22 protein-coding genes are annotated in these 26,391 nt (G+C 69.2%); 7 read left to right on the plus strand and 15 right to left on the minus strand.

What is annotated here, in order from left to right; genetic code table 11:
• Nucleotides 1–2: 2 nt before the first annotated feature.
• Genes ACI1V7_RS18895 through mepK form a run of 6 tightly spaced genes read right to left on the minus strand, consistent with a single transcriptional unit; the run spans nt 3 to nt 3,996 of the window.
• Entirely contained in the window at nt 3–446 is a 444-nt protein-coding gene (locus ACI1V7_RS18895; protein WP_404533309.1) for a thioesterase family protein, read from the minus strand.
• A gap of 30 nt (nt 447–476) precedes the next feature.
• Complete coding sequence (locus tag ACI1V7_RS18900) at nt 477–1,826, minus strand: M20/M25/M40 family metallo-hydrolase (protein WP_404533310.1); 1,350 nt, start codon at nt 1,824–1,826, stop codon at nt 477–479.
• Nucleotides 1,827–1,856: 30 nt separating this feature from the next.
• Nucleotides 1,857–2,234, minus strand: coding sequence for a nuclear transport factor 2 family protein (locus ACI1V7_RS18905; RefSeq protein WP_404533311.1), 378 nt, complete (start codon nt 2,232–2,234; stop codon nt 1,857–1,859).
• Between the two features lie 49 nt (nt 2,235–2,283).
• Complete coding sequence (locus ACI1V7_RS18910; RefSeq protein ID WP_404533312.1) at nt 2,284–2,601, minus strand: hypothetical protein; 318 nt, start codon at nt 2,599–2,601, stop codon at nt 2,284–2,286.
• Nucleotides 2,598–3,431, minus strand: a complete 834-nt coding sequence (locus ACI1V7_RS18915) for a hypothetical protein (RefSeq protein ID WP_404533313.1) — start codon at nt 3,429–3,431, stop codon at nt 2,598–2,600. The genes ACI1V7_RS18910 and ACI1V7_RS18915 overlap by 4 nt, the downstream gene beginning before the upstream one ends.
• A 10-nt stretch (nt 3,432–3,441) precedes the next feature.
• Nucleotides 3,442–3,996: a peptidoglycan L,D-endopeptidase MepK gene (gene mepK / locus ACI1V7_RS18920; protein ID WP_404533314.1), complete on the minus strand. Its 555-nt coding sequence runs from the start codon at nt 3,994–3,996 to the stop codon at nt 3,442–3,444.
• 193 nt (nt 3,997–4,189) lie between these two features.
• On the opposite strand from mepK, the gene ACI1V7_RS18925 reads away from it, so the two are divergent.
• Nucleotides 4,190–6,958 carry a M16 family metallopeptidase gene (locus ACI1V7_RS18925; RefSeq protein ID WP_404533315.1) on the plus strand — a complete coding sequence of 923 codons (2,769 nt, stop codon included), beginning with the start codon at nt 4,190–4,192 and terminating at the stop codon, nt 6,956–6,958.
• 45 nt (nt 6,959–7,003) lie between these two features.
• Here ACI1V7_RS18925 and ACI1V7_RS18930 read toward each other — a convergent pair whose 3' ends face one another.
• Complete coding sequence (locus ACI1V7_RS18930; RefSeq protein WP_404533316.1) at nt 7,004–8,710, minus strand: M1 family metallopeptidase; 1,707 nt, start codon at nt 8,708–8,710, stop codon at nt 7,004–7,006.
• 120 nt (nt 8,711–8,830) lie between these two features.
• Between ACI1V7_RS18930 and ACI1V7_RS18935 the strand changes: the two genes are divergently transcribed.
• On the plus strand, nt 8,831–9,421 hold the full coding sequence (locus ACI1V7_RS18935; protein ID WP_404533439.1) for an isochorismatase family protein: 591 nt from the start codon (nt 8,831–8,833) through the stop codon (nt 9,419–9,421).
• A 36-nt stretch (nt 9,422–9,457) separates the two neighbouring features.
• On the opposite strand, the gene ACI1V7_RS18940 is transcribed toward ACI1V7_RS18935, so the two are convergent.
• Both ACI1V7_RS18940 and ACI1V7_RS18945 read right to left on the minus strand, forming a co-directional pair.
• A complete protein-coding gene (locus ACI1V7_RS18940; RefSeq protein WP_404533317.1) occupies nt 9,458–9,745 on the minus strand; it encodes a hypothetical protein in 288 nt (95 codons plus the stop codon).
• A 146-nt stretch (nt 9,746–9,891) separates the two neighbouring features.
• On the minus strand, nt 9,892–10,878 hold the full coding sequence (locus ACI1V7_RS18945) for an LLM class flavin-dependent oxidoreductase (protein ID WP_404533318.1): 987 nt from the start codon (nt 10,876–10,878) through the stop codon (nt 9,892–9,894).
• Nucleotides 10,879–11,008: 130 nt separating this feature from the next.
• On the opposite strand from ACI1V7_RS18945, the gene ACI1V7_RS18950 reads away from it, so the two are divergent.
• Nucleotides 11,009–12,295 carry a serine hydrolase domain-containing protein gene (locus ACI1V7_RS18950; protein WP_404533320.1) on the plus strand — a complete coding sequence of 429 codons (1,287 nt, stop codon included), beginning with the start codon at nt 11,009–11,011 and terminating at the stop codon, nt 12,293–12,295.
• A gap of 157 nt (nt 12,296–12,452) precedes the next feature.
• Complete coding sequence (locus tag ACI1V7_RS18955) at nt 12,453–13,127, plus strand: hypothetical protein (protein ID WP_404533321.1); 675 nt, start codon at nt 12,453–12,455, stop codon at nt 13,125–13,127.
• Nucleotides 13,128–13,213: 86 nt separating this feature from the next.
• Here the strand turns inward: ACI1V7_RS18955 and ACI1V7_RS18960 are convergent, their stop codons facing one another.
• Nucleotides 13,214–13,516, minus strand: a complete 303-nt coding sequence (locus ACI1V7_RS18960; protein ID WP_404533322.1) for a hypothetical protein — start codon at nt 13,514–13,516, stop codon at nt 13,214–13,216.
• A gap of 129 nt (nt 13,517–13,645) precedes the next feature.
• Between ACI1V7_RS18960 and ACI1V7_RS18965 the strand changes: the two genes are divergently transcribed.
• The 3 genes from ACI1V7_RS18965 to ACI1V7_RS18975 all read left to right on the plus strand — a co-directional run bounded on the left by ACI1V7_RS18965 (nt 13,646) and on the right by ACI1V7_RS18975 (nt 17,372).
• Nucleotides 13,646–13,993 carry a hypothetical protein gene (locus tag ACI1V7_RS18965; RefSeq protein WP_404533323.1) on the plus strand — a complete coding sequence of 116 codons (348 nt, stop codon included), beginning with the start codon at nt 13,646–13,648 and terminating at the stop codon, nt 13,991–13,993.
• A 147-nt stretch (nt 13,994–14,140) separates the two neighbouring features.
• Complete coding sequence (locus tag ACI1V7_RS18970; RefSeq protein WP_404533324.1) at nt 14,141–16,231, plus strand: TonB-dependent siderophore receptor; 2,091 nt, start codon at nt 14,141–14,143, stop codon at nt 16,229–16,231.
• Nucleotides 16,232–16,241: 10 nt separating this feature from the next.
• Nucleotides 16,242–17,372 carry an acetyltransferase domain-containing protein gene (locus tag ACI1V7_RS18975; RefSeq protein ID WP_404533326.1) on the plus strand — a complete coding sequence of 377 codons (1,131 nt, stop codon included), beginning with the start codon at nt 16,242–16,244 and terminating at the stop codon, nt 17,370–17,372.
• 105 nt (nt 17,373–17,477) lie between these two features.
• On the opposite strand, the gene scpC is transcribed toward ACI1V7_RS18975, so the two are convergent.
• From scpC to ACI1V7_RS19000, 5 genes are all read right to left on the minus strand, one after another.
• Nucleotides 17,478–18,980, minus strand: coding sequence for a succinyl-CoA:acetate CoA-transferase ScpC (gene scpC / locus ACI1V7_RS18980; protein ID WP_404533327.1), 1,503 nt, complete (start codon nt 18,978–18,980; stop codon nt 17,478–17,480).
• Between the two features lie 21 nt (nt 18,981–19,001).
• Nucleotides 19,002–19,937 carry a bestrophin family protein gene (locus tag ACI1V7_RS18985; protein WP_404533329.1) on the minus strand — a complete coding sequence of 312 codons (936 nt, stop codon included), beginning with the start codon at nt 19,935–19,937 and terminating at the stop codon, nt 19,002–19,004.
• Nucleotides 19,938–20,155: 218 nt separating this feature from the next.
• Nucleotides 20,156–21,079, minus strand: coding sequence for an apurinic/apyrimidinic endonuclease family protein (locus tag ACI1V7_RS18990; protein WP_404533330.1), 924 nt, complete (start codon nt 21,077–21,079; stop codon nt 20,156–20,158).
• A 78-nt stretch (nt 21,080–21,157) separates the two neighbouring features.
• Nucleotides 21,158–23,779, minus strand: coding sequence for a chemotaxis protein CheW (locus ACI1V7_RS18995; RefSeq protein WP_404533331.1), 2,622 nt, complete (start codon nt 23,777–23,779; stop codon nt 21,158–21,160).
• Between the two features lie 182 nt (nt 23,780–23,961).
• Nucleotides 23,962–26,391 (minus strand): sensor histidine kinase, encoded by a 2,430-nt coding sequence (locus tag ACI1V7_RS19000; protein WP_404533332.1) that lies wholly within the window; start codon nt 26,389–26,391, stop codon nt 23,962–23,964.

Below are 26,391 nucleotides of genomic sequence, written 5' to 3' on the forward strand. Positions count from 1 at the left end.
GATCAATCGACCCAGTTCACCCTGTCGAACTTGCCGCGGAACTCGTCCGGCATGCCCACCACCTGGCTGGTCTTGTAGTTGTAGAACACGAAGCCCTGCTTGGCGAGCGCGATCGTGCACTTGTCCTTGGGCCGGGTGACGCGGAAGATGACGTCGCCGCCATACTTGTTGAAGTCCATGACGCCCACCTCGAACAGCAGCTGGTCGCGCGCATGCGCCTCCGCGCGGTAGACGGTGGCCAGGTCCGTGACGATGATGCCGGTGCCGTCGCGTTCCGTCTCGGCCACGCCGTATTCGAACAGGAAGCGGGCCCGCGCCTCGGAGATCATCGAGATCATCGAGTCGTTGCCGAGGTGGTTGGCGGCGTTGATGTCGGTGACGCGCACCGTCATCAGCGTCGTGTAGCAGTACTGGTCCTCGGGAAAGGTAAGCTGTAGTCGTGCCATGGCTGCATTGTAGGAAAATTCGGCGAACATTCAGCGCGCGCTTGGATCCGTAGTTGAGCGCGAAGTTGGACGTGTCAGGCGATAGATCAGCAGCGCCGCCCGGATCGCGCCCCGCTCGATCGAACCGGCGTCCAGGTCCTCGTCCGGCGAGTGGGCGCCGTTGCCGTTGGCGCCCAGGCCGTCCAGGCTGTCGAGCAGCGGCGCCACGAACTGGACGTCGCCGGCGCCGCGCGCCTCGGCCGGCACGGCGCCCACCGGGCCCAGCCCGGCATCGCGGCTGGCGCGCGAATACGCCTCCAGCACCTTCAGATTGCCCGGCGTGACGGCCATCGGCGGATACGAATCGTGGAACGCGATGGTGGCGCTGGCGCCCGGCAGGCTCTGGGCGACGATCGCCTGCATGCGCGCCTGGGCGCGGTCGCGCTGCGCATAGTCGAGGTAGCGCAGGTCGCCCTTGATCCTGGCGCCGGCCGCGATGACGTTGGTCTTGCCGAACGCGGTGCCGCGCGAGGCGGCGTCGTCGGCCGCGACCTCGGTGCCGCCCACGATCAGGCCGGGATTGAACGTCAGGCCCGGTTCCGCCACCTCGCGCCGGAACGCGTCGAGGATGCGCGCCGCCTCGTACACGGCGCCGTAGCCGTTGGCGCCGAACACCGTCGAGGAATGGCCCGGCTTGCCCTTGACGTCCAGCTCCCAGCTCGCCGTGGCGCGGCGCCCGACGGTGGCCGTGGCCAGGCCATCCTTGTCGACGATGCTGCCTTCGAAGCTCAGCGCGACGTCGCTGCGCTTGGCCAGTGCGACCATGTCGCCGCGCGAGACGCTCTTCGGATTGCCCGCTTCCTCTTCGTCGCCCGTGAACATGACGGCAATGGTCGTGTTCTCCAGCGCGCCCACCTGCTTCAATGCGCGCAGCGCCTCGATCACGATGACGTCGCCGCCCTTCATGTCGGAAACGCCCTGGCCGCGGATGCGGTCGCCGTTGCGCTGCCACATGGGCACGGCGCTGCCCGGCTCGAATACGGTGTCCAGGTGGCCCAGCAGCAGCAGGCGCTTGCCCTGGTTGCCCTCGCGCGTGGCGACCAGGTGGCCGGCGCGCTTCATCTCGGGCGGCAGCGCGATCCAGCGGGTGGAAAAGCCGAGCGCGTCGAACTGGTCGCGGAACAGTTTGCCGACGGCGCGCACGCCCTCCGTGTTCATCGTGCCGCTATTGATCAGGACGCTCTGCTCGAGCAGGGCCAGCGCCTGCGGCGAACGGGCCTTGATCGCGGCGACGATGCGCTGTTCGGTCGGGTCCAGCGCATTCGCGCCCGGTTCGGCGGCGGCCGCAGCCCCCATGCATGCTGCGGCGAGCATGGCCGCGACGATCGTCCTGCGCATCATGATCTTTCCAAAAAATAATGATGATCGACTTTACACCGATTCGGCGGCCCCATGCAGGCGTTTGTTGCTGACCTGCACGGAGGCGCTGGCGATCCGGCCGTCGACCACTTCATAGATCGCCACCATGTTCACGGTGCCCGTGCCTTCGGGGAAGGTGCGCGTCACTTCCTCGTGGTCGATGACGATATTGCCCATCACGGCGCGCTGCAGCAGGCGCGCATGCAGGTTCGGCTCCCGGAAGCGCACGGCCATGCGGTCGCGCATCTCGGCCGCGCCGGTCGCGAGCAGCGTGCCGGGATGCTCGTACTGGCGCGCATCCGGCGCATAGGTGGCGAGCAGGGCGTCGATGTCGCGGGCGTTGTAGGCGTCGAGCTGGCGCTGGACGACGGCTTCGGGAGAGTCGTGCATGGTGGCGGTGGCAGGAGTGGAAAATTTCCATTCTGCCACGCAGCACCGCTCAGGGTGCCGGATCGGTTGGATAGGACGGGCGCGTACGCATCTTGCGCACCACGCCGGCACGGTCCAGCAGCAGCACCAGCTCGGCCGTGCGGCCGTTGCCCGCGTCGGTGCTGTAGACCCAGGCTTCCATGCCGCTGTCGAACACGACGTTGCGGGTCTGGCCGAAGGCGGCCAGCAGCTCGGCGCGCGTGGTCTTGCCCGGCACCACGAGCTGGCTGAAGCGCTGCTGCTGCACGAGCGTGCCGGGCGCCTGCGAACGGGTGGCGCAGCCGGCCAGCGCGGCGACGACGAGGGCGGCGGCGAGCAGGCGGCTCATGGCGTAGCCTCCGCGGCGTCATCCATGTAGTCGAAGCTGACCAGCGTGTCGTCCGGCCACGTCTTGTCCCAGATCGGCGCGTAATACGTGCGGTCGAGCAGCACCTGGCAATCGCAATACTGCAGCATGTCGCGCGTCTGTTCGCCGCCCGCGTACAGGAAGCGGAAGGGCAGGATCTCGGTGCGCGCGCCGGCGCGCAGGGTCACGGAGAACACGGGGCGCTCCGTGAAGAACAGGAAGTTGCCGTCCGGGCTGTTGCAGACCTGGTCCGGGCTCGTGAGCGCATTCGCGATCCAGCCGAACAGCGGCGAGCTGTTCGACACCAGGCCCGCTTCCACGCCGACCAGGCACTCGAGGCGCAGGTCGCCCAGGCGGCGCGTGTCGGGCGGCAGGCCGGGTGTGATCACCTGGGCGCGCCAGGTCATGCTGGTGGTCTTGCGGTTGGCGATCACGGCCGCGTCCTCGCGCAGCGCCTGCTGGTTGCGGGGCAGCGTGAAGGTATTGTCGGGCGCGACGGGAACGGGCAGGGTGATGCCGTCGCCCACCACGCGCAGCGTGATGCCGCTCATGTCCACCTGCGGGGTGCGCGGCAGCAGGCGGAAGCGCAACGACGCCTTCGGCGCCAGGCCGTGCTGGCGCTCGAAGCGTTCCACGCCGTGCAGCATCTTGCGATAGGACTTGTCGACCGGGTCGCGGGTGGAGGTCACGGTGACGGTCTGGGCGGGCGGCACGACGGCCGCCGCCGGGGGCGCCTCCTGCGCCGCCTGCTGCACCTGGGAAAAGGCGACGGCAGGCAGCAGGGAGGCCAGCAACGACGAGATACGGCGCATCGTCGGTCGCTTACCAGTAGCGCACGCGGCCGACGTCCATGTGGACGAACTGCGAGTCCGGATAGTAGCCGACCCCGCCGCCCTTCGCGGCCATGGCCGCCTTGTGCAGCTTGGCCAGGTCCTGGCCGGGGATGCGCACGTCGATCGCCTTGCCGTCCATGTGCAGGCTGTGCTTGGCGACGCCGCTCGTGTTTTCGTGCAATTTCGCATTCGTTTCCGGCGAGCGGTAGCCGGAAATCACGTGGATGGTCGGGTGGTCGCCGAATTTCGCGCTGACACGGTCCAGCAGCAACAGCAGTTGCGGATCGATTTCCGCCACCTGGTTGTTGCGGTGGTCACGCAGCAATTTATTGATGTCCTGCAAAGCGTCGGGGATGAACTGGCCCTCGGCCCAGAACACGCTGCGCGTCGTTTCGCCCGTATGCGTGTTGTACAGGCGCAGGATGCGTTCTCCCGGCGCGGCGGCAACGGCGGCCGGCACGGACTTGGCTTTCACCACGGCCGGTGCACCGAGCACCGAGGCGAGAACGGCAGAGCTTTTGAGGAAGGAGCGTCGTTGATTCATGAGCTGTCCTTGCTGTTGGCTAAGTTCGTATCATACGCCCCATGGCGGGATCATGCAGACAGAGCACACCTTCGCAGGATGTCAGTCCAGAACTACAGGTCCTTGCAACATTTCTTCCGAACATGCGTGCACCGGCTGTGCAGGCATCGGGCCTAGAATGGCCTGTTCGAATGGATCATTCTCGGGAGAACCCATGCGTGTACTGGCTTGCCTGCTCGGACTCTTGCTCATCGTGCAATCGCATGGCGCCGCCGCGCAAGCCGCCGGCAGGGTCGACGTCCCGACGCCGGACATCCCGTACACGCGCTTCGTCCTGAAGAACGGCCTGACCGTGATCGTGCACGAAGACCACAAGGCGCCCGTGGTGGCCGTCAACACCTGGTACCACGTGGGTTCCAAGGACGAGCAACCGGGCAAGACGGGCTTCGCCCACCTGTTCGAGCACCTGATGTTTTCAGGCAGCGCCCATTTCGACAAACCCTTCCTGGCCGCGCTGGAAGGCATCGGCGCGCGCGACCTGAACGGCACCACGAACAAGGACCGCACCAATTACTTCGAGACGGTGCCGGCTTCCATGCTCGACTACGTGCTGTTCGCCGAGAGCGACCGCATGGGCCATTTGCTGCCCGTGCTCGACCGAAAGAAACTCGACCTGCAGCGCGGCGTGGTGCAGAACGAGAAGCGCCAGCGCGAGAACCAGCCCTATGGCGTCGTCGAGCAGCTCGTCGCCGAGAACACCTGGCCGCGCGGCCATCCGTATTCCTGGACCACGATCGGTTCGATGGCCGACCTCGACGCGGCCGGCATGGACGACGTGACGGCCTGGTTCAAGCGCCACTACGGCCCGAACAACGTCGTGCTGGTGCTGGCCGGCGACATCACGCCGCAGCAGGCAAGGGAGAAGGTCGAGCGCTACTACGGCGCCATCCCGCCGGGGCCGCCGCTGGCGAAGCAGCGCGCCTGGATCGCCAGGCGCAGCGGCACGCACCGCGCCCAGGCCCAGGACCGCGTGCCGCAGTCGCGCATCTACCGCATCTGGAACGTGCCGGGCGCGGACACGCCGGAAGAAGCGCTGCTCGACCTGGCGGCCCTGGTGCTGGGCGGCGGCAAGACCTCGCGCCTGTACCAGCGCCTCGTCGTCAGGGAGCAGCTGGCGACGTCGGCCTTCGCCGGCGACGAGTCGGAGGAGATCGCCGGCCAGTTCGGCATCAACCTGACGGCGCGGCCCGGCGCCGACACGGCCGCCATGGAGCGCGCCGCCGACGAGGAATTGCGTGCCCTGCTGCGGGATGGCCCCACGGCGGAGGAGCTGCAGCGTGCGCGCACGGCGATCCTGGCCGGGCAGGCGCGCGCGCTGGAGCGCGTCGGCGGCTTCGGCGGCAAGAGCGACGTGCTGGCGCGCTGCACCGTGTTCACGGGCCAGCCAGATTGCTACAGGACGTATGCCGAGCGCATCCGCGCCGCCACGCCGGACAGCGTGCGCCGGGCGATGCGCGACTGGCTGTCGGACGGCGACTTCGTGCTGCAGGTCGACCCGTTCCCGACGGGCCTTGCCGCCAGCCCCGCCACGCTCGACCGCAGCCAGGGGCCGCCCCTCGGCGGACCAGAAACGCTGGCGCTGCCGCCCATGCAGAAGGCGACGCTCAGGAATGGCTTGAAGGTGGTGCTGGCCGAGCGCCACGGCGCGCCCGTGATCAACCTGTCGCTGATGATCGACGCCGGCTTCGCGTCCGACTCCCAGCGGCAACCGGGCCTGGCCAGCTTCGCGCTGCGCATGCTGGAAGAGGGCACGGGCGGGGCGGATGCGAAGACGCGCGACGCGCTGCAGATCGGCCGCGAGCTGGAAGCGCTGGGCGCCTCGTTCGGCACCACGATCAACCTGGACGGCGCCTTCGTCAACATGAATGTGCTGCAGCCGACGCTGGCGCGGGCGCTGGACCTGTATGCGGACCTGGCCCTGCATCCATCCTTTCCCGCCGCCGAAGTGGAGCGCCAGCGCGCGCTGCGCCTGGCGGGCATCCAGCGCGAGAAGACGGTGTCGCGCGCGATGGCCCTGCGCGCGCTGCCGGCGCTCGTCTACGGCCGCGGCCACGCCTACGCGCTGCCGCTGACGGGCAGCGGCACCGAGGAAGCGGTGGCGCAGGTCACGCGGGCCGACCTGGCGGCCTGGCACGCGGCCTGGTTCAAGCCGGGCAACGCGACGCTGCTGGTGGTGGGCGACAAGACGCTGGCCGCGCTGCTGCCGCAGCTGGAGCGCGCCTTCGGCGGCTGGCGGTCCGGCGCGGTGCCGCACAAGGACGTGGCGACGGTGCCCCAGCCGGCCGGCACCACGGTCTACCTGATCGACCGTCCCGGCGCGCTGCAGAGCGAGATCCTCGCCGCCCAGCTGGCGCCGCCGCGCGCGTCGCCGGACACGATCGCCCTGAACCTGCTAAACGACGTGTTCGGCGGCACCTTCAGCGCGCGCCTGAACATGAACCTGCGCGAGGACAAGCACTGGTCCTATGGCGTCGGCTCGACGCTGGTGCAGGCCAAGGGCCAGCGCATCCTATACAGCGCCTCTCCCGTGCAGACCGACCGCACGGCCGACGCGCTGCGCGAGCTGGCCGGGGAATACGCGGCCATCGCCGGCACCCGTCCCGTGACGGCGCGCGAACTCGCGGAAGCCCAGGCGAACGAAACGCTGGGCCTGCCGGGCGCCTTCGAGACCGTCGCGCAGCTGAGCAATGCCTACGCGACCATCCTGCAGTACGGCTTGCCGGACGATTACTACGACAGCTACGCGGCGCGGGTGGCGGCCCAGACGCCGGCCGGCGTCGACGCGCTGGCGCGCCGGCTCATCCTGCCGCGCCAGCCCGTGTGGATCGTCGTGGGCGACATGGCGAAGATCGAAGGGGACATCCGTGCCCTGAAGCTCGGAGAGGTGCGCCGGATCGATACGGAAGGGCGTTTGCTCGATTGATGCAATGGTGATTGCTATTCGATGCCCTCGCAGGGACGACGGCGCTCAGTTTTTCGGCTTCGTTTTCTTCTGCTGCTCTTCCCGCCACGCTTGATACCGCTCGATCTGCTCCTCGCGCCGCAGCACCTTCGAATGCGGATCGAGCGTGTAGCTCGCCCCCGCCGGCAGCGCCACGCTGCCCCGTCCATCCGTCATCGGCACGGTGACCACCTTGGCGCCGACGCGCACCTCGACCGGCATGGGGAACGGCGTGTCCTTTTCCGTCTTCCATGCCAGCAGCAGGCGGTCGCCGTCGCGGGTGGCCTGCAGGTCGGGCAGGGCGGCTTGGTACAGGTAGGCCTGGAAGAACCAGTCCAGGTCGCGGCCGGCGTTGCGCTTGACGATGGCCATGAATTCCGGCGTGGTGCCGTAGCGCGGCGCGAAGTTACCGGGGCGCGGGTCCGGCGTGCCGTAGACGATTTCGCGCACGGAGCGGAAGAACGCGTCGTCGCCGACCAGGCCGCGCAGCGTGTGCATGACCAGCGAACCCTTCACGTAGATGTCCTGGCCCGGCCCCTTCTTCTCGTCGTACACGTCTTCTTCCAGCTTGGGCGTGCCGGAGACGATCGGCCGCTTGTTCTTGATGCCGGCGCGCGAGGCCATCAGCAGCGCGAAGTATTCCTGGTCGCCGCGCAGCACCTGCATGTACAGCGGCTGCATATAGCTGCCCAGGCCTTCGTGCAGCCACATGTCGTCCCAGTCCGCATTCGTCAGCTGGTTGCCGAAATACTCGTGGGCGAATTCGTGCTGCAGCAGTTCGTCGAAGCCATAGGGCGTCTTCGCGTACTTGTTGCCGTAGGCATTGATGGTCTGGTGTTCCATGCCCTTGTGCGGCGTCTCCACCACGCCCATCTTCTCGTCGCCGAACGGGTAGGGGCCGATCGTGGTTTCGAAGAAGTCCAGTATCTGCGGGAATTCGGCGAACAGTTCCTTCGCCTGCGCCTCGCTCTGCGGCAGGTAGTAGAAGCGCAGGGGAATGGTGTTGCCGTAGCGGCTCTTGTAGTCGCCTTCCAGCAGTTTGTACGGGCCGACGTTGATCGAGATGCCGTAGGTGCTGGGGTTCTTGGTGCGCCAGTGCCAGGTGTTCCAGCCATCCTTCGTGTCCATGCCCAGCGCGACGCCGTTGCCGGCGGCGACCAGCGGGGCCGGCACCGTCAGGTGCTCCTCGACCACCTTCGCCTTGCCGGTCGGATGGTCGATGCAGGGCCAGAACAGGTCGCAGCCCTCGCCCTGCACGGCGCTGGCCACCCAGGGCTGGCCGTCCGGCGTCGTCGACCACACGAAGCCGCCGTCCCATGGCGCCTTTTTCGCCACGTGCGGCTGGCCGTGGTAGCGCACGCGGATCGTCGTCTGCTTGCCGGGCTCCAGGCGCTGCGGCAGCTCGACCGTCAGCTTGCCTTCCGGATTGCGCCAGCGATTCGCGGCGAGCGGCTGGCCGTCGACGTCGATGGCGTCGATCGGCAGGTTGCGGTCCAGGTCCAGTTCGATGCGGTCGAGCGGGGCGCGGGTGCCGAAGGTCAGCAGCACGTCGCCCTGGATGCTTTTCGTCGCCGGCTCGATGCGCAGCTTCAGGTCGGCCTTGTCGAACTCGAGCGCCTGCTGCTCGGCGCTGCGGACGGCGCCGGAACCGACGGTGGTGGCGGTCAGGGGCGGCTGGGTGGTGGCGCAGGCGGCGAGCAGGGCGCTCGTGCCGGCCAGGGCGAATCGTTTCATGGACACTCCGCTGTTGGTGATCTTGAGAAATCTATCACAGAGGAAACCCGAAGCGGATGAAAATGCGCGCCACCGATTCCGTCGCTGGCCGATACTGGCGGCATAGGAGGGTTATTGAACATGAATGATGAGAAGATGGATATCGGCAGCACCGCCCTGGTGCTGATCGACCTGCAGAATTTCAATACGACGCGCGAACTGGCGCCGCATCCGGCCGACCGGGTCGTCGGCAACTGCGTGCTGCTGGCGGACGAGATGCGCAACCGTGGCGGCATGGTCGTGTTCGTGCGCGTGCTGATGGGCGAATTGCTGGCGCTGCCGGCCGACAATCCGATGAAGAAGCCCGGCACGCCGGAACCGCCGCCGGAAGCCATCCAGTTCTCGCCTGACGCCCAGGTGCAGGCCACCGACATCGTCGTCACCAAGCGCCAGTGGGGCGCGTTCTACGGCACGAACCTGGAGCAGCTGCTGCGCCGGCGCGGCATCGATACCATCATCCTGGGCGGCATCGCCACCAACTTCGGCGTCGAATCGACGGCCAGGGCCGCCTTCGACCAAGGATTCGCCCTCGTCTTCGCGGAAGATGCGATGAGCAGCATGCAGGCCGAGGCGCACGAGTTCGCCTGCCAGAATACGTTCAAGGTGATGGGGAAAGTGCGTTCGACGCGTGCGCTGATCGACGCGTTCCAGGCGGGGACGGGCGACGCCTGAGCCTGACAGGCGCCGCCGTAGAGCTCATTGACGGGCTTATTTGCGGGCCGGCGCCTGTTGCTGCTGCTGGCGGGCCTGGGCATCTGCCTGGGCTTGCGCCTGGGCCTGCTGCTCCCGTTCCTTCTTTTCCTGTTTCTTGCCCATGTGGTGGCCCACGGCGCAGCCGGCCGCGGCGCCGAGCACGCTGTGCTTGCCGGCCAGGTGGCCACCGACGGCGCCGACCGCCGCACCCTTCAGGCAGCCGGGCTTGGCCAGCGCGCCCGTGGATGCGCATGCGAGCGCCAGCGCCGCGGCGCCCACTGCCATTGTCTTCATTGCTTTCATCGTCGTTCTCCTGTTCGCGGCGCCCATGTGTCGCCGTCATGGAGAACAGGGTAGGCGCAATCCGCACGCGCGGATGTGCGCCACACCACCGATGAGATGCGCTGTAATGTTCAGCGCCGCGGGCAGCCCCGCAGTCAACCTCGCAGTCAGCCCTTGCGCTGGATGTCCGCCGCGATCTCGTACGAACGCAGCCGCGCCGCGTGGTCGTAGATCTGCGCCGTGATCATCAGCTCGTCCGCGCCGGTGCGCTCGATGAAGGCCTTCAGCTGGCGTTCGACGGTCTCGGGCGAACCGATCGCCGTGCACGACAGCACGGAGTCGAGCATCGTGCGCTCGGCCGTGCCCAGCAGGTCGTAGTAACCCGGCACCGGGGGCTTGAGCTTGGTCGGCCGGCCCGTGCGCAGGTTCACGAAGGCCTGCTGCATCGAGGTCGCCCGTACCTGCGCTTCCTCGTCCGTGTCGGCGGCGAACACGTTAAAGCCGAGCATGACGTAGGGCTTGTCGAGCTGGGCCGACGGGCGGAAGGTGGCGCGGTAGATCTCGATCGCCTGCATCATCATCTGCGGCGCGAAGTGCGAGGCGAACGCGTATGGCAGGCCGAGGGCCGCCGCCAGCTGGGCGCCGAACAGGCTGGAACCGAGGATCCAGACCGGCACGTCTAGGCCGGCGCCGGGCACGGCGCGGATATTGCGGCGCGGCGCCTCGGAAAAATAATCCATCAGTTCCACTACGTCCTGCGGGAACTCGTCCGCATCGGCAGCCAGGTTGCGGCGCAGTGCGCGCGCCGTCGCCTGGTCCGAGCCGGGCGCGCGGCCCAGGCCCAGGTCGATACGGCCCGGATACAGCGAGGCGAGCGTACCGAATTGTTCCGCGATGACGAGCGGGGAATGGTTCGGCAGCATGATGCCGCCGGCGCCCACGCGGATGCGCGAGGTGCCGCCGGCCACGTGGCCGATCAGCACCGCCGTCGCCGCGCTGGCGATGCCCGGCATGCCGTGGTGTTCGGCCAGCCAGAAGCGGTTGTAGCCCCAGCGCTCGCCATGCTGGGCGAGGTCGAGCGAATTGTGGAACGAGTCGGCAGCGGTGCCGCCTTCCACGATGGGGGAGAGGTCGAGTATCGAGAATGGGATCATGGGGAAATCATACGCCGATCCCGCCGTTCGCGTTTTGCGGGCCCTGATTTTCCACCCCGACATTGCCGGCGCTCGTCCATGCCAGCCGCTGCTATGATGGCTGTTCGTTCAAGCAGCCCCATCGATGCGCATGTTCCCGATCCGCCTGCTGCGCCAGCGCAGAACCCTGTTCGCCGTCGCCTGTATCGCCGGGCTCGCCGCCGCGTGCGCCACGCCCCGCACGGCGCCCGCCGATCCCGCCGATCCTGCCCACGCCGCCGGCCTCGACGCCAGCATGTTTCCCGCGATCGACGCCGCCATCCAGGGCGCCATCGCCGGGCGCAAGCTGCCCGGCGCCGTGTTCCTCCTCGAACGCGACGGCGACGCCGATGTGCGGACGGACGTGCGGACGTTTACGCAGGCCTACGGCACGCTGAGCTACGACGACCCGACGCCCGTGCGGCGCGACACCGTGTTCGACGCGGCGTCCCTGACCAAGGTGCTGGCCACCGCACCGGCCATCCTGATGCTGGCGGAACAGGGCAAGCTCGATCTCGACGGGCGCCTCGTCGACGTCTTTCCCGAATGCGCGAACGGCGGCAAGGAGGCGATCACGATCCGCCAGCTCCTGACGCACAGTTCGGGCCTGCCGTCGGGCCTGCCCGCCAGGCCGGCCTGGCACGGCGATGCGGCCGGCCACCTGCTGGCCTGCCAGGCGGCGGTGACGAATGCGCCGGGCACGCTGTTCCGCTATTCCGACATCAATTACGTGCTGCTGGGCCAGGTCGTGCAGCGCGTGTCCGGCATGCCGCTGGACGCGTTCGTGCGCATGCGCCTCTACGAACCGCTGGGCATGCGCGACACGGGCTACCTGCCGCTGCGGCGGGGCGTCGCGCGCGCCGTCATCGCGCCCACGCAGAAAGGCGCGCAAGCCGGCACCGCCACGGCACATACCGACCTCGAACCTGGGCAAGTGCTTCAAGGCATCGTGCACGACCCGACGGCGCGCCGCATGGAGGGCGTGGCCGGATCGGCCGGCGTGTTCACGACGGCGCACGACGTGGCGCGTTACGCGCGCATGGTGCTGCGCAACGGAGAACTGGATGGCGTGCGCGTACTGACTCCGGAGAGCGTGCGATTACTTACCACGGTGCAATCTCCACCGGGGCTGGCGCTGCGCGGCATGGGCATGGACATCGGTTCGCCGTATGCCGTGCGTCCGCGCGGCACCGTGTATCCGGTCGGCAGCTTCGGCCACACGGGTTTCACGGGCTGCGTGCTCTGGATCGACCCGGGATCGCGCAGCTTCTACGTACTCCTGTCGAACCGCGTCTACCCGGACGATGGCAGCAACGTGCTGGCGCTGTACACCGCGCTGGGAACGCTGTCCGCGCGGGCCGCCGGAGCGACGTCGGCCCTTGCCGCCCATACACGCTGACCGTCTGGCGCGGCGCAGCATAATTTTTCCTCGCGGCTACCGCGCGCACCCTTTGCAGGGACCGGCATAAACTGGTTCTTCGCTCGATATCTACTTGATATTGTTGAGCTTTTTGCTCCATATACAGTTTTGCCCCATATACATTAAGGAGAACGACATGAAGATGAATAAATTGCTGAAAGGTCTCATGGGCGCGTCGGTTGCAATGGCCATGCTGGGTGCGGTGAACGCACAAGCGCAAACCAGCTCGTCGACCGGCTCCAGTGCCACTTCGCAGGATCAATCGTCGACCGGCTCGTCCCAGAAACACACGGGCAAGAAAAAATCCGGTAGCTCGGGCAGCAGCTCCAGCGGTTCGATGGGTTCCGGTTCCTCGACCGGCTCGTCGGGTTCGATGGGTAGCGGCTCGTCCACCGGCGGCTCGTCCGGATCGATGGGCACCGGCTCGTCCGGTTCCATGGGCACCGGCACGTCCGGCACCAGCGGCAGCAGCGGCACCACCGGTGCCGGTTCGATGGGTACCGGCACGGGCGGCACCGGCACCGGCGCGACCGGTAGCGGCGCAACCGGCACTGGCGCGACCGGCGCCATGGGCACTGGCTCGTCGGGCACCAGCGGCATGAGCGGCAGCACCGGCGCCGGCGGCGTCAGCTCGGGCAGCGGCCTGAGCGGCTCGGCAGGCGGCATGAACAGCACCGGCGCAGGTTCCGGTGCCGGCACCAGCGCTACCGGCACCGGCACCTCGACCGGCACCACCACCGGCGGCACCAGCACCAGCGGTACCAGCACCACCAGCGGCACCAGCGGCGGCACCGGCAGCCGCGGCTACTGATCGGCACGGGCCGGTACGCCGGCCTTTGCCTGATGCATGACATAAAACACCAGCCCGCGGGCTGGTGTTTTTTTATCGGTCGCCGATCACGACACGATGCCGACCGCCAGTTCCGCCCACACGAGCAGCAGGACGAGGGCCACGCCCGTCTTCATCAGCACGCGGCGGCCCGGCGCGCGCACGCGCCGCGACACGCCGACCCAGGCGATGCCCGCGCCGGCCAGCAGCGCGCCCGCGGCGAGGAAATCGCCCGGCCCCCAGTCCACCTCGCGGGTGAAGCGCATCGCCACCAGCGGCACCAGCAGCAACAGCGCGGTGCCCAGCACGATGCGCACGACGTCCCGCGCGAGCGGGGCCCGGGTGGCTGAATGGTCTTCGATGCCTTGCATACCGTTCTCCTTGCCATGAGCGGCACGGCCCGCGCCACGTGCGCGGCGGCCACCGTTTCATCATAGCGCGCCGGCGGCGGAAATCCACGCTGCGGCGCGGCCCTGCAGTACAATCGCGGATTCCGCACAATGCACCACGCAACGCAGCCGATGACCGCCTTCTCCCTTCGCCAGTACCGACCCGCCTCCGCGCGCGGCCGCGTGCTCGTGTGGCTGGCGACGGTCATCTTCCTGCTGCAGATGCTGGCCGCGACCGAGCATCACCACGATCTCTCGGCCAAGTCGCAGCACTGCGTCGCGTGCACGCTGCACGCCCAGCCGCTGGCGGCGCCGCCCGACGCCGCGCTGCCGCTGGCGCCGTTCGCCTGGCATTTGCTGCATGCGCTGGCCGTGGCAACGCTTGCCAGCCAGGCCGTGCCGGCCCTCGGCTGGCTGCGCCCTCCGCCGCACGCGCCTCCCGTCTTCCCGCACCCGTAACGTTCGACGCGCCTTGCGCGCGGCGGCTGCTGCCCGTGCGGCGGCCGTTCCACGACCATTTGCCGCGTGCGCGGCGAGCGCTCCTGCGCCATCCGGCGCAGCGGCGGCGCCTTGCCATGTGCGCGGCCACGCAGGACAGGAAGACAGATGAAACACACCCGGATGACATACAACGCATTACCGTGCCTGGCGCTCCTCGCCAGCGCTTTCCCTCTCACCGCGCTGGCGCAAACCGACGCCGTCGACAGCGTCGTCATCAACGGCAAGCGCTCTCCGTACGGCACGCTGGCGGTGGCCGGCGCCACCAAGACGGATGCCCTGCCCAGGGACTTGCCGCAGAGCGTGCGCACGCTCGGCAACGACTTGCTGGAGGATGCCGGCGTCACCAGCCTGGCGGGGGCGCTCGAACTGGCCAGCGGCATCGCGCGCCAGAGCGACCTGGGCGGCCTGTGGGACAGCTACGCGATGCGCGGCTTCACGGGCGACCCCAACTTCGGTTCCGACTACATGGTGAACGGCTTCAGTTCCAGCCGCGGCTACAACGGCATGCGCGACGTCGCCGGCACCCAGGCCATCGAGATCCTGAAAGGGCCGGCGTCCGCGCTGTACGGACGCGGCGAGCCCGGCGGCACCGTCAATATCCTGACCAAGAAGCCGCGCTTCGCGCCGCAGTACGGCGTCGACGTCGCGCTGGCCAGCCACGCCACCCGCCGCGTCGCCGCCGACCTGACCGGGCCGGTCTCGGACAGCGTCGCCTACCGCCTGAACGTGGCGCATCAGGACGGCGGCAGCTTCCGCGAGACGGTGCAGGTCGAGCGTTCGTACGCGGCGCCCTCGTTCCTGTGGCTGGCGGGGCCGGACACCACGGTGACGTACGAGATCGAGGCGACGCGCCAGCGCGCCCCGTTCGACCGCGGCATCCCGGCGATCGGCATGCAGCTGGGGGCCGTGCCGGTCGAGCGCTTCCTGGGCGAGCCGGGCGACGGCCGCACGACGGTGCGTTCGACCGGCCACCAGGTATTCGTGCAGCATGTGCTTGCGGAAGGCTGGTCGCTGCAGGGCGGCGCGTCCTGGCGCAACAGCGCGCTCGACGGCTATTCGAGCGAGGCGAACGACCTGCTGGCGGACGGCCGCACGCTGCGCCGCCAGCGCCGCCACCGCGATTTCTCGGCCGAGGACCGCTCGGCGCGCCTGGAGCTGCTGGGCACCGTGTCCACCGCCGGCGTGCGCCATGCGCTGCTGCTGGGCGTGGACGGCTACCGCTTCGACGACCGCCGCATCCAGCTGCGCCGCAATCCGTCCGCCGCCTATCCCTATGCCATCGACCTGTTCGCTCCCGTGTATGGCGCCATGGCGGCGCCGCTGGCGCTATCGATCGACACGAACGAGGCGCAGCGCGCCCATGCGCTGTACCTGCAGGACCAGGTGACCCTGGCGCCGCGCTGGAAGGCGCTCGTGGGCCTGCGCCACGACCGCTACCGCCAGACCGTCGCGAACTACCGGACCGGCGCCGTGAACCACCAGGCGCTGGGCGCTACCAGCCCGCGCGCGGGCCTCGTGTGGCAACCGACGGACACGCTGGCGCTGTATGCCAGCACGGCGAAAGGCTTCCGCCCCAACAGCGGCATCGGCATCGACAACACGGGTTTCCCCGCCGAGGACAGCCGCTCGCACGAGATCGGCGCCAAGCTGGACGTGCCGGGCGGCGTGTCCGGCACGCTGGCCGTGTACCGCATCGAGAAGGGCAACGTGCTGACGACGAATCCCGTCAACACGGATTACGCGCTGCCGGCCGGCGAGGTGGCCAGCAGGGGCGTCGAGCTCGACGTGGCCGGCGAATTGCGGCGCGGCCTGCGCCTGTCGGCCGCCTATGCCTATACCGACGCGCGCGTCACGCACGGCGACAACACCATCCGCACGGGCAGCCGCTTCCCCAACGTGCCGCGCCAGAGCGCCAACGTGCTGCTGGTCGCGGGCGACGCGCGTGCCTCGATCGGCGCCGGCATCCATTACGTGGGCGAGCGCTTCGGCGACGTCGCCGCGTCCAGCGACTTCCGCCTGCCCGCCTACACGACGGCGCGCCTGCTCGCCGCCTGGATGCCGCAGCCGCGCTGGCGCCTCGCGCTGAACGTCGACAACCTGTTCGACCGCCGCTACTACGCCAGTTCCTACAGCCGCCTGTGGGTCGCGCCCGGCAGCACGCGCACGCTGACGGCCACGGCCTCGCTGCGCTTCTGACGGAGGGCCGATGCATTCTTCGAGCAAACGCATCCTCTCGATCGACGTGGCGCGCGGCCTCGTCATGCTCCTGATGACCGTCGACCATGTGCGCGAGACCTTCTTCCTGCAGCACCAGGTGAGTGACCCGATGGACGTCGCGGCGACCAGCCCGGGCCTGTTCTTCTCGCGCCTGGCCGCGCATTTCTGCGCGCCGATGTTCGTGTTCCTGACCGGGCTGTCGGCCTGGCTGTACGCCCACCCGGCGGGCGGCACGCGGCCGGCCGGCGGCTTCCTGGCCAGGCGCGGCCTGTTCCTCGTGCTGCTTGAGATCGTGTTCGTGAACTTCGCCTGGACGGGCACCTTCGCGCCCGCGACCTTGTACTTGCAGGTGATCTGGGCCATCGGCCTGGCGATGCTGGCGCTGGCCCTGCTGCACCGGCTGCCCCTCGCCGTGCTGGCGGCGCTGGGCCTGGCCATCGTGGGCGGCCACAATGCGCTGGCCGGCCTGTCGTTCGAACCGGGCGGCGCGGCCGCTTACGCCTGGACCGTCCTGGAACAGCGCGGCTTCCTCACCGACGGCGCGCCGCGCGTGAAGATCAGCTATCCGGTGCTGGCGTGGATCGGCGTGATCCTGCTTGGCTACGCGTGCGGCCCCCTTTACGCGCGCGCTATGTCCCCGTCGCTGCGCCAGCGCCGGCTCGTGCTCGGCGGCGCCGCCTGCCTGGCACTGCTGGCGGTGCTGCGGACGTGGAACGTCTACGGCGAGCCGCTGCCGTGGCGCGTGCAGGAGGACGCGCTGCGCACGGCGATGGCGTGGCTGAACTTCACCAAGTATCCGCCGTCGCTGGACTTCCTGCTGCTGACGCTGGGCTGCGGCCTGCCCGTGCTGGCGTGGCTGGAGCGCGCCGACAACGCCTTTACCCGCGCCTGCGGCGTGTTCGGCGGGGCGCCGCTGTTCTACTACCTGCTGCACCTGTACGCGCTGCTGGCCATGCAGCGCGCCGCCGCGGCCCTGCTGGGCGCGGAGCGGGTGGACGTGATGTACGTGTGGGAGGTGTGGGTGCTGGCGGCGGGGCTGGCCGCGGCGCTGTACTGGCCGACGAGGGCGTTCGGGCGGTACAAGCGGGAGAGCGGGAAGGGGTGGGTGAAGTACCTGTAACGTCGCCCCTGACCTCGCCGGCCGCCTTGGCAGGGGCCCAATTCTTGCATCGCGACGGCGCCAAATTGGGTCCCTGCCTTCGCAGGGACGACGGTCTACGTTGCGTCAGCTTTCCAGCATCGACCCCGTATCGCGATAGCGCTCGTGCCACGCGAACGCCTTTTCCAGCACGTGCGGCGTCTGCCCGCCGCGCGTCTTCGCTTCCTCGACGTAGGCGCGCAGCAGGTGCTGGTACGGTTCGGCCACGCAGTGTTCGATGATGACGTCGGCGCGCTCGCGCGGCGCCAGGCCGCGCAGGTCGGCCAGGCCCAGCTCGGTGACGATGATGTCGACGTCGTGTTCCGTATGGTCGACGTGCGACACCATCGGTACGATCGACGAGATGTGGCCGTTCTTGGCCAGCGACTTGGTCGCGAAGATCGACAGGTAGGCGTTGCGCGCGAAGTCGCCCGAGCCGCCGATGCCGTTCATCATGTGCGTGCCGCCCACGTGGGTCGAGTTGACGTTGCCGTAGATGTCGGCCTCGAGCGCCGTATTGATGGCGATGATGCCCAGGCGCCGGATCACTTCCGGGTGGTTGGACACTTCCTGCGGGCGCAGCACCAGGCGGTCGCGGTAGCGGGTGAAGTCGCCGAACACCTGCGCCGATTTTTCCGGCGACAGCGTGATCGAGGAGCCGGAAGCGAAATCGAGCTTGCCGGCGTCGAACAGGTCGAAGGTCGAATCCTGCAGCACCTCCGAATACATCGTCAGGTGCGAGAACGGGCTGTCGGCAAAGCCGGCCAGCACGGCGTTGGCGATGGTGCCGATGCCGGCCTGCAGCGGCAGCAGCGAATGGGTCAGGCGGCCGGCCGCGATCTCGTCGCCAAAGAACTTGATCAGGTGGCCGGCGATGGCTTGCGTGTCCGCGTCCGGCGGCAGCACCGACGAGGTGCTGTCCGGCTGCTCCGAGATGACGACGGCGACGATCTTCTCCGGCGGGATCTCGATGAACGGGACGCCGGCGCGCTGCTGCACCGACATCACGGGCACCGGTTCGCGCATCGGGCGCTTCTTCGGGATCCAGATGTCGTGCAGGCCTTCCAGGTGCGGCGACTGCGACAGGTTCAGCTCCACGATCACCTTGTCGGCCAGGATCGCGAAGCTGGCGCTGTTGCCCACCGACGTGGTCGGGACGATGGCGCCAGTCTCGGTGATCGCCACCGCCTCGACGACGGCCACGTCCACGGGCTTGATGTGGCGGCTGCGCAGCTGCTCGACGGTCTCGGACAGGTGCTGGTCGATGAACATCACTTCGCCGCGGTTGATCGCCGCGCGCAGCACCGGGTCGACCTGGAACGGCATGCGCCGCGCCAGCGCGCCGGCCTCGGTGAGCAGCTTGTCGGTGTCGTGGCCCAGCGAGGCGCCGGTCAGCAGCGTGATCTTCATCGGTTCGCGGCGGGCGCGCTCGGCCAGCGCGGCCGGCACCACCTTGACGTCGCCGGCGCGGGTGAAGCCGCTCATGCCGACGGTCATGCCGTCCTTGATCCAGCTGGCTGCTTCGGCAGCGGTGGTGACGCGCTCGCGCAAGGGGGCGTAGCGGATGCGATCCTGGTAGTCCTGTGTCATGGTCGTCTCTATCGTTATGAATCAGCCGAGCCGGTAGTTCACCGGCAGCAGCGGTGGGGGAAGGTCGTGTTCGCCCAGGGCCATGCGCACGTCGATCTCGATCGTGCGGCACAGGGCCTCCAGCGGCAGGTCGTTGTCGGATTCGCCGAACGGTTCCTCGATCTCGTCGCCCAGGGCGTCCAGGCCGAAGAAGGTGTAGGCGACGATGGCCGTGACCAGCGGGGTGGCGTAGCCGATCGTGTCGACCAGCCCGAAGGGCAGGAAAAAGCAGTACAGGTAGGCGGTGCGGTGCAGCAGCAGCGTGTACGAGAAGGGGATCGGCGTGCCGCGGATGCGTTCGCAGGCCGCGGCGACGCCCGTCATGGCCGTCAGCGTCGCGTCCAGCGCCGGCGCCGTGCAGGCGTCCAGGCGCCGCTCGCGCAGGCACAGCGCCAGGTCGGCGCCCATTTCCAGCATCAGCGCGTGCGGCAGGTTGGGCAGCACGCGCACGCGCTCCCACTCGCTTGGCGCGAGCCAGGGCGCGACGTCGGCGCCGGCATCGCCGCCGCGCAGGCGGTGGCGCAGCGCGTGGGCGTAGGCGATCGCGCGGCGCAGCATGCGCGTGCGCGCGTCATCGTCCTCGGCGGCGAACGGCCGGCCCGTGTCGACCAGCGACAGGCACTGGCGCGCCAGGCTGCGGCTGCGCAGCACCAGTTCGCCCCATTGCATGCGGCCTTCCCAGTAGCGCGCATAGGCGGAGTTGTTGCGAAAGCCGAGGAAGATCGCCAGCGGCAAGCCCATCAGCGTGAAGGGCAAGGCCGCCAGCGAGAACTTGACGCCGTCGAGCGTGCCGTGCGTCGCCGTGACGGCGATGGCCAGCAGCGTGGTGACGGCGAGGCTTTTCCAGATGCTCGGCAGGATCGAGCCGCGCACGGCGAGGAACAGGCGCAGCGGCGTGGGGCGGTCGCGGACGATCATGCACGGCCTCGCGGACGGTGGCTGGAAAGATCGGAAACGCGGATATTCGGACCTGGCATCGGTAGTTGGACGGACGTGGACGACCATATTCTGCACCACCGCACGGGCGGCGGCGACCGCCTTTTGGCGGGTCTGCATGGCCGGCCCCATTCTGCGCGCCGGGCCGCGAAATGACTAATTCTTATTGCTGATCGCGGCCATGCACGATACGCATGGGTTTACAGCGCGGGATCGTTCAGGTGGCCGTTGCGTCCGGCGGGCCAGTGGCGCAGGCCCTGGATCGCTTCTTCCTTCAGCTTGGCCTCGATCTCGATCCACGGCGCCTGTTCGTACGAGGCGGGCATCACGGAGATCAGGTCGGAATGCTGGCGGTCGTTGAAGCCTTCGCGGCCGTTCGAGATGTGCACCAGCTGGTGCTCGGGATTGGCCCAGGTGGCGCGCGCCTTCGCCAGCATGTCGGCCACGCTCGGGTCGTCGTAGCTGGACAGGCCTTCGCAGACGATGTGGTGGTGGGCGTCGAAGATCATCGGCACGCCGCTGCGCATGCACACGTCATGGATCTGGGCGGCGCTGTACGCGTATTCGTCGTTCTCCAGGCACAGGCGCGAGCGGATCGCTTCCGGCAGCGCCCCGATGCGCTCGACCAGGGCGTCGCTGCGGTTCGCCTTGCCGCCGTGGATCTCGAGCAGGGCCCAGGGGGAGCGCGGCTGTTCCAGCAGGTCCATGATGTCCGCATGCATCTGCAGGATCTTGACGCTGTTGGCGACCACGTCGGGCGAGTCGGAGCTGAGCACCACGAACTGGTCAGGGTGCATGACGAGGCGGATGCCCAGCGCCGTCGCCTTCTGCCCCGTCCTTGCCATGGCCGCGGCCAGCGGCTGCATCACCTCGCGCCCGATGTCCTCGTCGAAGAAGGGGAAGATCGAGGACGGCATGCGGTACAGGCGGATGCCTTCGCACTGGCAGTACTGCAGCGCGCGGTCCAGCGTCTGCAGGTTGTCGCGGTAGATGTCGTCGAGGATCTTGCGCTGGCCGGCGTCGGATTGCTCCAGCAGGCGCTTGCGCGTGACGATGCGGTAGCGGACCTCCTTGGACGAGGTGATGCAGACGAGGCCGAGGGCAGGGCGTGACGATGCAGACATGGAAGCGACATGAGCGTTGGCATTGGCTCCATGGTCCGACGAATCGTCGGGCCCGTCAAACCAGTGCCGCGCTGCAACTCACGGCATCGCCGGCTCGCGCGGCGCCAGCAGGGCCGTGAACACGGCGCCGATGTCCAGTTCCTGGATCAGCACGGCGCCGCCGTTCGCCTTGATCAGCCCCTTCGACAGCGGCCGCGTGCCGCCCGTCAGCGTCAGCGGCGCCGACTGCTGCGCATCGAATTGCTGGACCGAGTGCACGTCGTCCACCAGCAGGCCGATCGTGCGCCCGTCCTTGCGCACCAGCAGCACCTGGCTGTGCGGCGTCGCGGCGGCGGCGCGTCCGCCCATCAGGCGCGCCAGGTCGAACACCCAGACGAAGGCGCGCGGCTGGCCGGACAGGTCGATGTCGAGCATGCCGATGCGTGCCTCCGCCCCCGGCGCCCCGCTCGGCGCCTTTTTCACCCGTGCGAACGGCACGGCCTCGACGACGCAGGCGGCGTCCAGCGCCATCAGGGCGCCCTGGGCGTGGAACAGCGCGACGGCGCGGCCGCCTTCGGGCGCGGATTCGATGCGCGCCGGTTCCGCTGCCGCCGCCAGCGCGGCATCGTCGCGCAGCGGTCCGAAGGTCTGCAGCAGCACGGCCAGCACCGGTTCCTCGCGGTGCGTGCCGGCGCGGAATTCGCGGTAGCCGCCGGCGGCCGTGCAGGCGGCCACGCAGTACTGGCCGCGCCAGGTGACGATGCGCGACACGCTGGCGCCGCCCTCCAGCGCCGCGTGCAGCAGGCCCGGATCCAGTCCCAGTGCCGCTCCCGGGACAGTCGCCGGATCGGTGGCGCACAGCACCCGGCCGTCCGGCGCGCAGAAGAACGCGTGCATGCCGGGACGGCCGGCGACGCCGCCGGCGAGCATGTTCGCCAGTTCGGTGGCGCCGTCGAACACGATGCCGATGCCGCCGACGATGGCCTGCTCGCGTTCCGGGTCGCGGATCGCTGCGTGGTAGATGAAGGTCGGGCGGCCGTCGTAGAAATCGGATGGGGCGAAGGGCTCCACATGGTGCTCGCCCGGATCGCGCAGCTTGGACACGCTGGCGAGCGTGCCGCCGTCGATGCGCCGGCCCACCACGTCCTGGCTGCCGGTGGCCGCGATCACGGTGCCGCTGCGGTCGTACACGAACAGGCGGCTGTACACCGTGTACAGCGCGTTGATGGTCTTGAGGACCGCGCCGATCGCCTGGGCGCGCCGCACCGCGTCGGCATCGAGGAGGCCGTGGCGCAGCTGGCTGGCCAGCGCCCACCAGCGGCAATCGTTGGCGCGTTCGTACAGACTGCGGTCGAGCATGTCGACCAGCAGCTGCGAGGTGAATTCGGCCGCGCGCATGCTCGAGGCGAGCACGGTGCGGTACAGGTCGCGGATCGAGCGCGAGAACACGGCGTCGCTGCGCTGGCCCGTTTCCGTGATCTGGTCGAGGATCGTCCCGAGGCGGGCGGCGCCGCCATCTCCCTTGTTGCTCCCCTTGTTATTGCCCTGGTCGCCGTGCGCCTGGACGCTGGTCGTCACCTTGCCGTTCCAGACGATGCGCTTGATGCCGTGGGTGGCCGCGGTGACGGCGGACAGCAGCGCGTGCAGCGCGGGATTGAAGCTGTCCGCATGCGACAGCAATCCCTGCAGCAGGCGCGGCTCGGTCGCGTCGATGCCGCCGCTGCCGGCGCGCGCGGTGTCGAACGCCAGGTCGAGCGGCACCATCACCTGGCTGGTCCAGCCGGCCGGGCCGGGATAGCCCTGGTAGCCGGCGCTGGCGAAGGTGCTGGCCAGGTAGGCGCGTCCGGCGAACAGCAGCACGTGCGCTTCCTGCCCGTCGTTCCGCGCATCTGCATCCGCCTGCCGCGGCGGGGCCGGGACCCGCACGCCGGCGGGGATCCAGAGCGGGTCGGCGCTGCTGATCACGCGCCGCTCGGCATCGAGCAGCAGCATGTTGGCGCGGCCCGCGCGGTCGCCGTAGGCGGCGAAGATGGCGGCCATCTCGTGCTCGAAGCGGAAGCTCAGGCACAGCACGGCGACGGGCGCGTTTGTCTCCGGGTGGCGCATCGCCTGGGAATACACGAGGGCGCGCGCCTGGCCGGGACGCAGGTCGGTGGCGCGGAAGGTCTCCAGGTAGCCGTCCGCCTGCAGCGTCTGCGCCACCAGCGGATCGCCGCTCGCGGCCAGGTGCGCGCCGGCATCGGCCTGCACCAGCACGCGGCCGTCGGGCGCCAGCACGAGGATATCGTCGTAGACCGTGTACTTGTCGCGGTAGGCGGCCAGGCGGGCCTGGGCGCGGTCTCGGTCGTCATCGAGGCCGGCGGCGAAGCGGCACAGGTCGACATCGGTCGCCAGGAAGCCGACGTCGGCCGTGCGTTCGAACAGGTTGCGCACCAGCAGGTCGAGTGCGTACTGGGCGCGCGTGGCCGCGTCGCCCAGCACCTGCCGCACCTTTTCGGACACCAGCTTGGCGACCAGCGCCTCTTCCAGCTGCCCCAGGTTGGTGCGCGTGGCCACCACGGCGGGCAGCAGCATGCGCGCCTCGACGGGGCAATTCATCTTCGCCGACGCCTCGATCAGGCGCCACGTCTGGTGCAGCTCGCGCAGCGCGGCCTGGTAGCGGCCGACGTCGGGCATGTGGGGCAGGAAGGTGTCCAGCTGCAAATCTTGGTCGGCGCGCATTGCTTGGCAAGTAAAAGGAGTTACTTTCTGTTAAGCAATAGTCGTGCCAACTGTCATTACACCTTTGCAGAAAAACAAACCGGGGTCAGAGCCAGGGTCAGAGCCCGGTTTTAAGAAATAGCTAACAGGCTGTTTCCAAAATCAGGACTCTGACCCCGGCTCTGACCCCGGTTTGAGGTGGGTCAGGCGAGCAGCGGCAGGCGGACGGTGAACGTGCTGCCGCGGCCCGGGCCGGGGCTGGCGGCGTCGACGCGGCCGCCGTGCAGTTCGACCAGCTTGCGCACCAGGGCCAGGCCCAGGCCCAGGCCGCCCTGGGTGCGGTCGAGGGTGCGCGAGCCCTGGGTGAACAGGTCGAACACGACCGGCAGCAGGTCGTGGCCGATGCCGCTGCCGTTGTCGCGCACCATCAGCTGGGCGCGGCCGTCGACGGCGTCCAGCGCGACTTCGATCAGGCCACCCTCCGGCGTGTACTTGGCGGCGTTGTTGATCAGGTTGGTGGCCACCTGCACCAGGCGGGTGTGGTCGCCGTCGACCATCAGTGCCTGCTGCGCCAGGCGCACCTGCAACTGGTGGCGGCGCGCGTCGATCAGGGGGCGCGACTGCTCGATGGCCTCGCCGACCGCCGTACGCAAATCGATCGGCTGGCGGTTGACCGTCACCAGGCCGCGCGTGACGCGCGAGACGTCCAGCAGGTCGTCGACCAGGTGGCGCATGTGCGCGACCTGGCGCGCGACGATGTCGCTGATCTGCTTGACGCGCGGCTCGTCGGCATAGGCCAGGCGCAGCATGTCGGCGGCGCTGGCGATGGGGGCCAGGGGATTGCGCAGCTCGTGCGCCAGCATGGCGAGGAATTCGTCCTTGCGGCGGTCGGCCAGGCGCAGCGCCTCTTCGGCGCGCTTGCGTTCCGTGATGTCGATGGCGACGGCGTGCATGACGGTGCTGCGCCCGTCCGCGCCCAGGCCCAGGCGTCCGCGGATGTCGATCCAGGCCGTGTTGCCGTCGTCGGCGCGGCGGATGCGCGGGACGATGCGGTACTCGCCGCCTTCGCGCAGCGCGCGTTCGGCCGCCTCGCGCACTTGCTCGCGGTCGTCCGCGTCGACCAGCCGCCACATCTCGGCGACGTTGTGCCAGGACTTGCCGAACACGCTGTGCAGGTTGGCCGAGAACGTGACCTGGCCGTTCGCCGGATCGCGCTCCCACACGGCCATGCGCGCCGCCACCAGGCCCTGCTGCAGGCGCTCCTCGCTGTAGCGCACGGCGCGTTCGGCGCGCTCCAGCGGCGTGACGTCGGTGCAGGTGCCGAACCACTGGACGATGGCGCCGCCGGCATCGCGCAGCGGCGCCACCGAGGTGAAGAAATTGCGGTAGCGGCCGTCGGCGCCGCGCAGCGGGAAGGTCAGCTGGGCCATCTCGCCGCTGGCCAGGGCCGCCTCCCAGCGCCGCTGCACCTGCGGCAGCTGGTCGGGATCGTGGAAGGCATGCCAGTCGTTCGGATCCATCGTTCCCGGCGCCACGCCCGTGAATTCGTACCAGCGCTCGTTGAACCACCGGATGTTGCCCTGCGGGTCGGCGATCCAGACCAGCTGCGGGATGTTGTTCGACAGCTGCAGGAATTTCTGGCGTTCCGCTTCCAGGTGGGCGTGCTGTTCGTACAGGCGGTCCAGCATGCGGTTCAGGGCGCCGGCCAGGCCGACGACTTCCAGGCTGCCTTCGAGCGGCGCGCGCTGGCTGCTGATGCCTTCGTCGCCGAGGCTGGCCGAGAAGGCCTGCAGGCGGCGCAGGTCACGCGTCAGGCCCAGCGCCAGGCGCGAGGCGAGCAGGAACACGACCAGCGCCAGCAGGGCGGCGACGCCGACGATCAGCAGGTATTGCGGGGCGGCGGCATCCAGCGGCACGGCCAGGCGCCGTTCGTCCTCGCGCAATTGCAGGCCGAGGTGGGAAAAACCCTTCGGCAGCGGCACGGGGGCCGCGATCTCGTGCCCGTCGGCCAGGCCGTGGCGGGCGGCGTCCGCGCGCGCATCCGTGCGCACGAAGCTGGCCCATTGCACGGGCTTCAGGTCGGCCAGGCGGATCTTGACCATCAGCGCGCCTTCCGGCGTGCGCGTGCGCGAATAGCGCAGCAGGTTCACGGCGATCAGTTCGTCGCCCTTGGGGCCGGACTGCAGCGCGGGCCGCTCGTCGCCGCTCTCGAGGCGCGCGCGCAGCCAGGCCAGGTCGGCCTCGGTGAAGCCGGGCACGCCGTTGCTGGCGATTTCCTTGCCCTCGAAGTCGGTGAACAGCAGTTGCAGCGGAATGCCGTTCATCTGGCGCAGGCCGTGCAGGAACGGCGTCAGGTAGGTTTCCTTGCCGGCGCTGTCGACCAGGGCGGTAGCCAAAATCGGGCTGTTGGCCACCTCGGCAAAGCGCGTGGTCAGCGCCTCCAGGTTGCGGCCGACCGTGGTCGCGTGGAAGGCCACCTCGCGCTGCTGCAGCAGGGCGTTGGCCTGGGCGCGCTGGGAGTCGATCAGCCAGAACGAGACGCCGGTGATCAGGAGCACGGCGGCCGCCGTCAGGATCGCCGCCGCGAGCGCGAAGCGCTGCGACAGGCTGGGCGGGGGAGCGGGAGGCATCAT

The organism is Massilia paldalensis, from assembly GCF_044901715.1.
In the GTDB taxonomy this organism is placed as follows: domain Bacteria; phylum Pseudomonadota; class Gammaproteobacteria; order Burkholderiales; family Burkholderiaceae_D; genus Telluria; species Telluria paldalensis.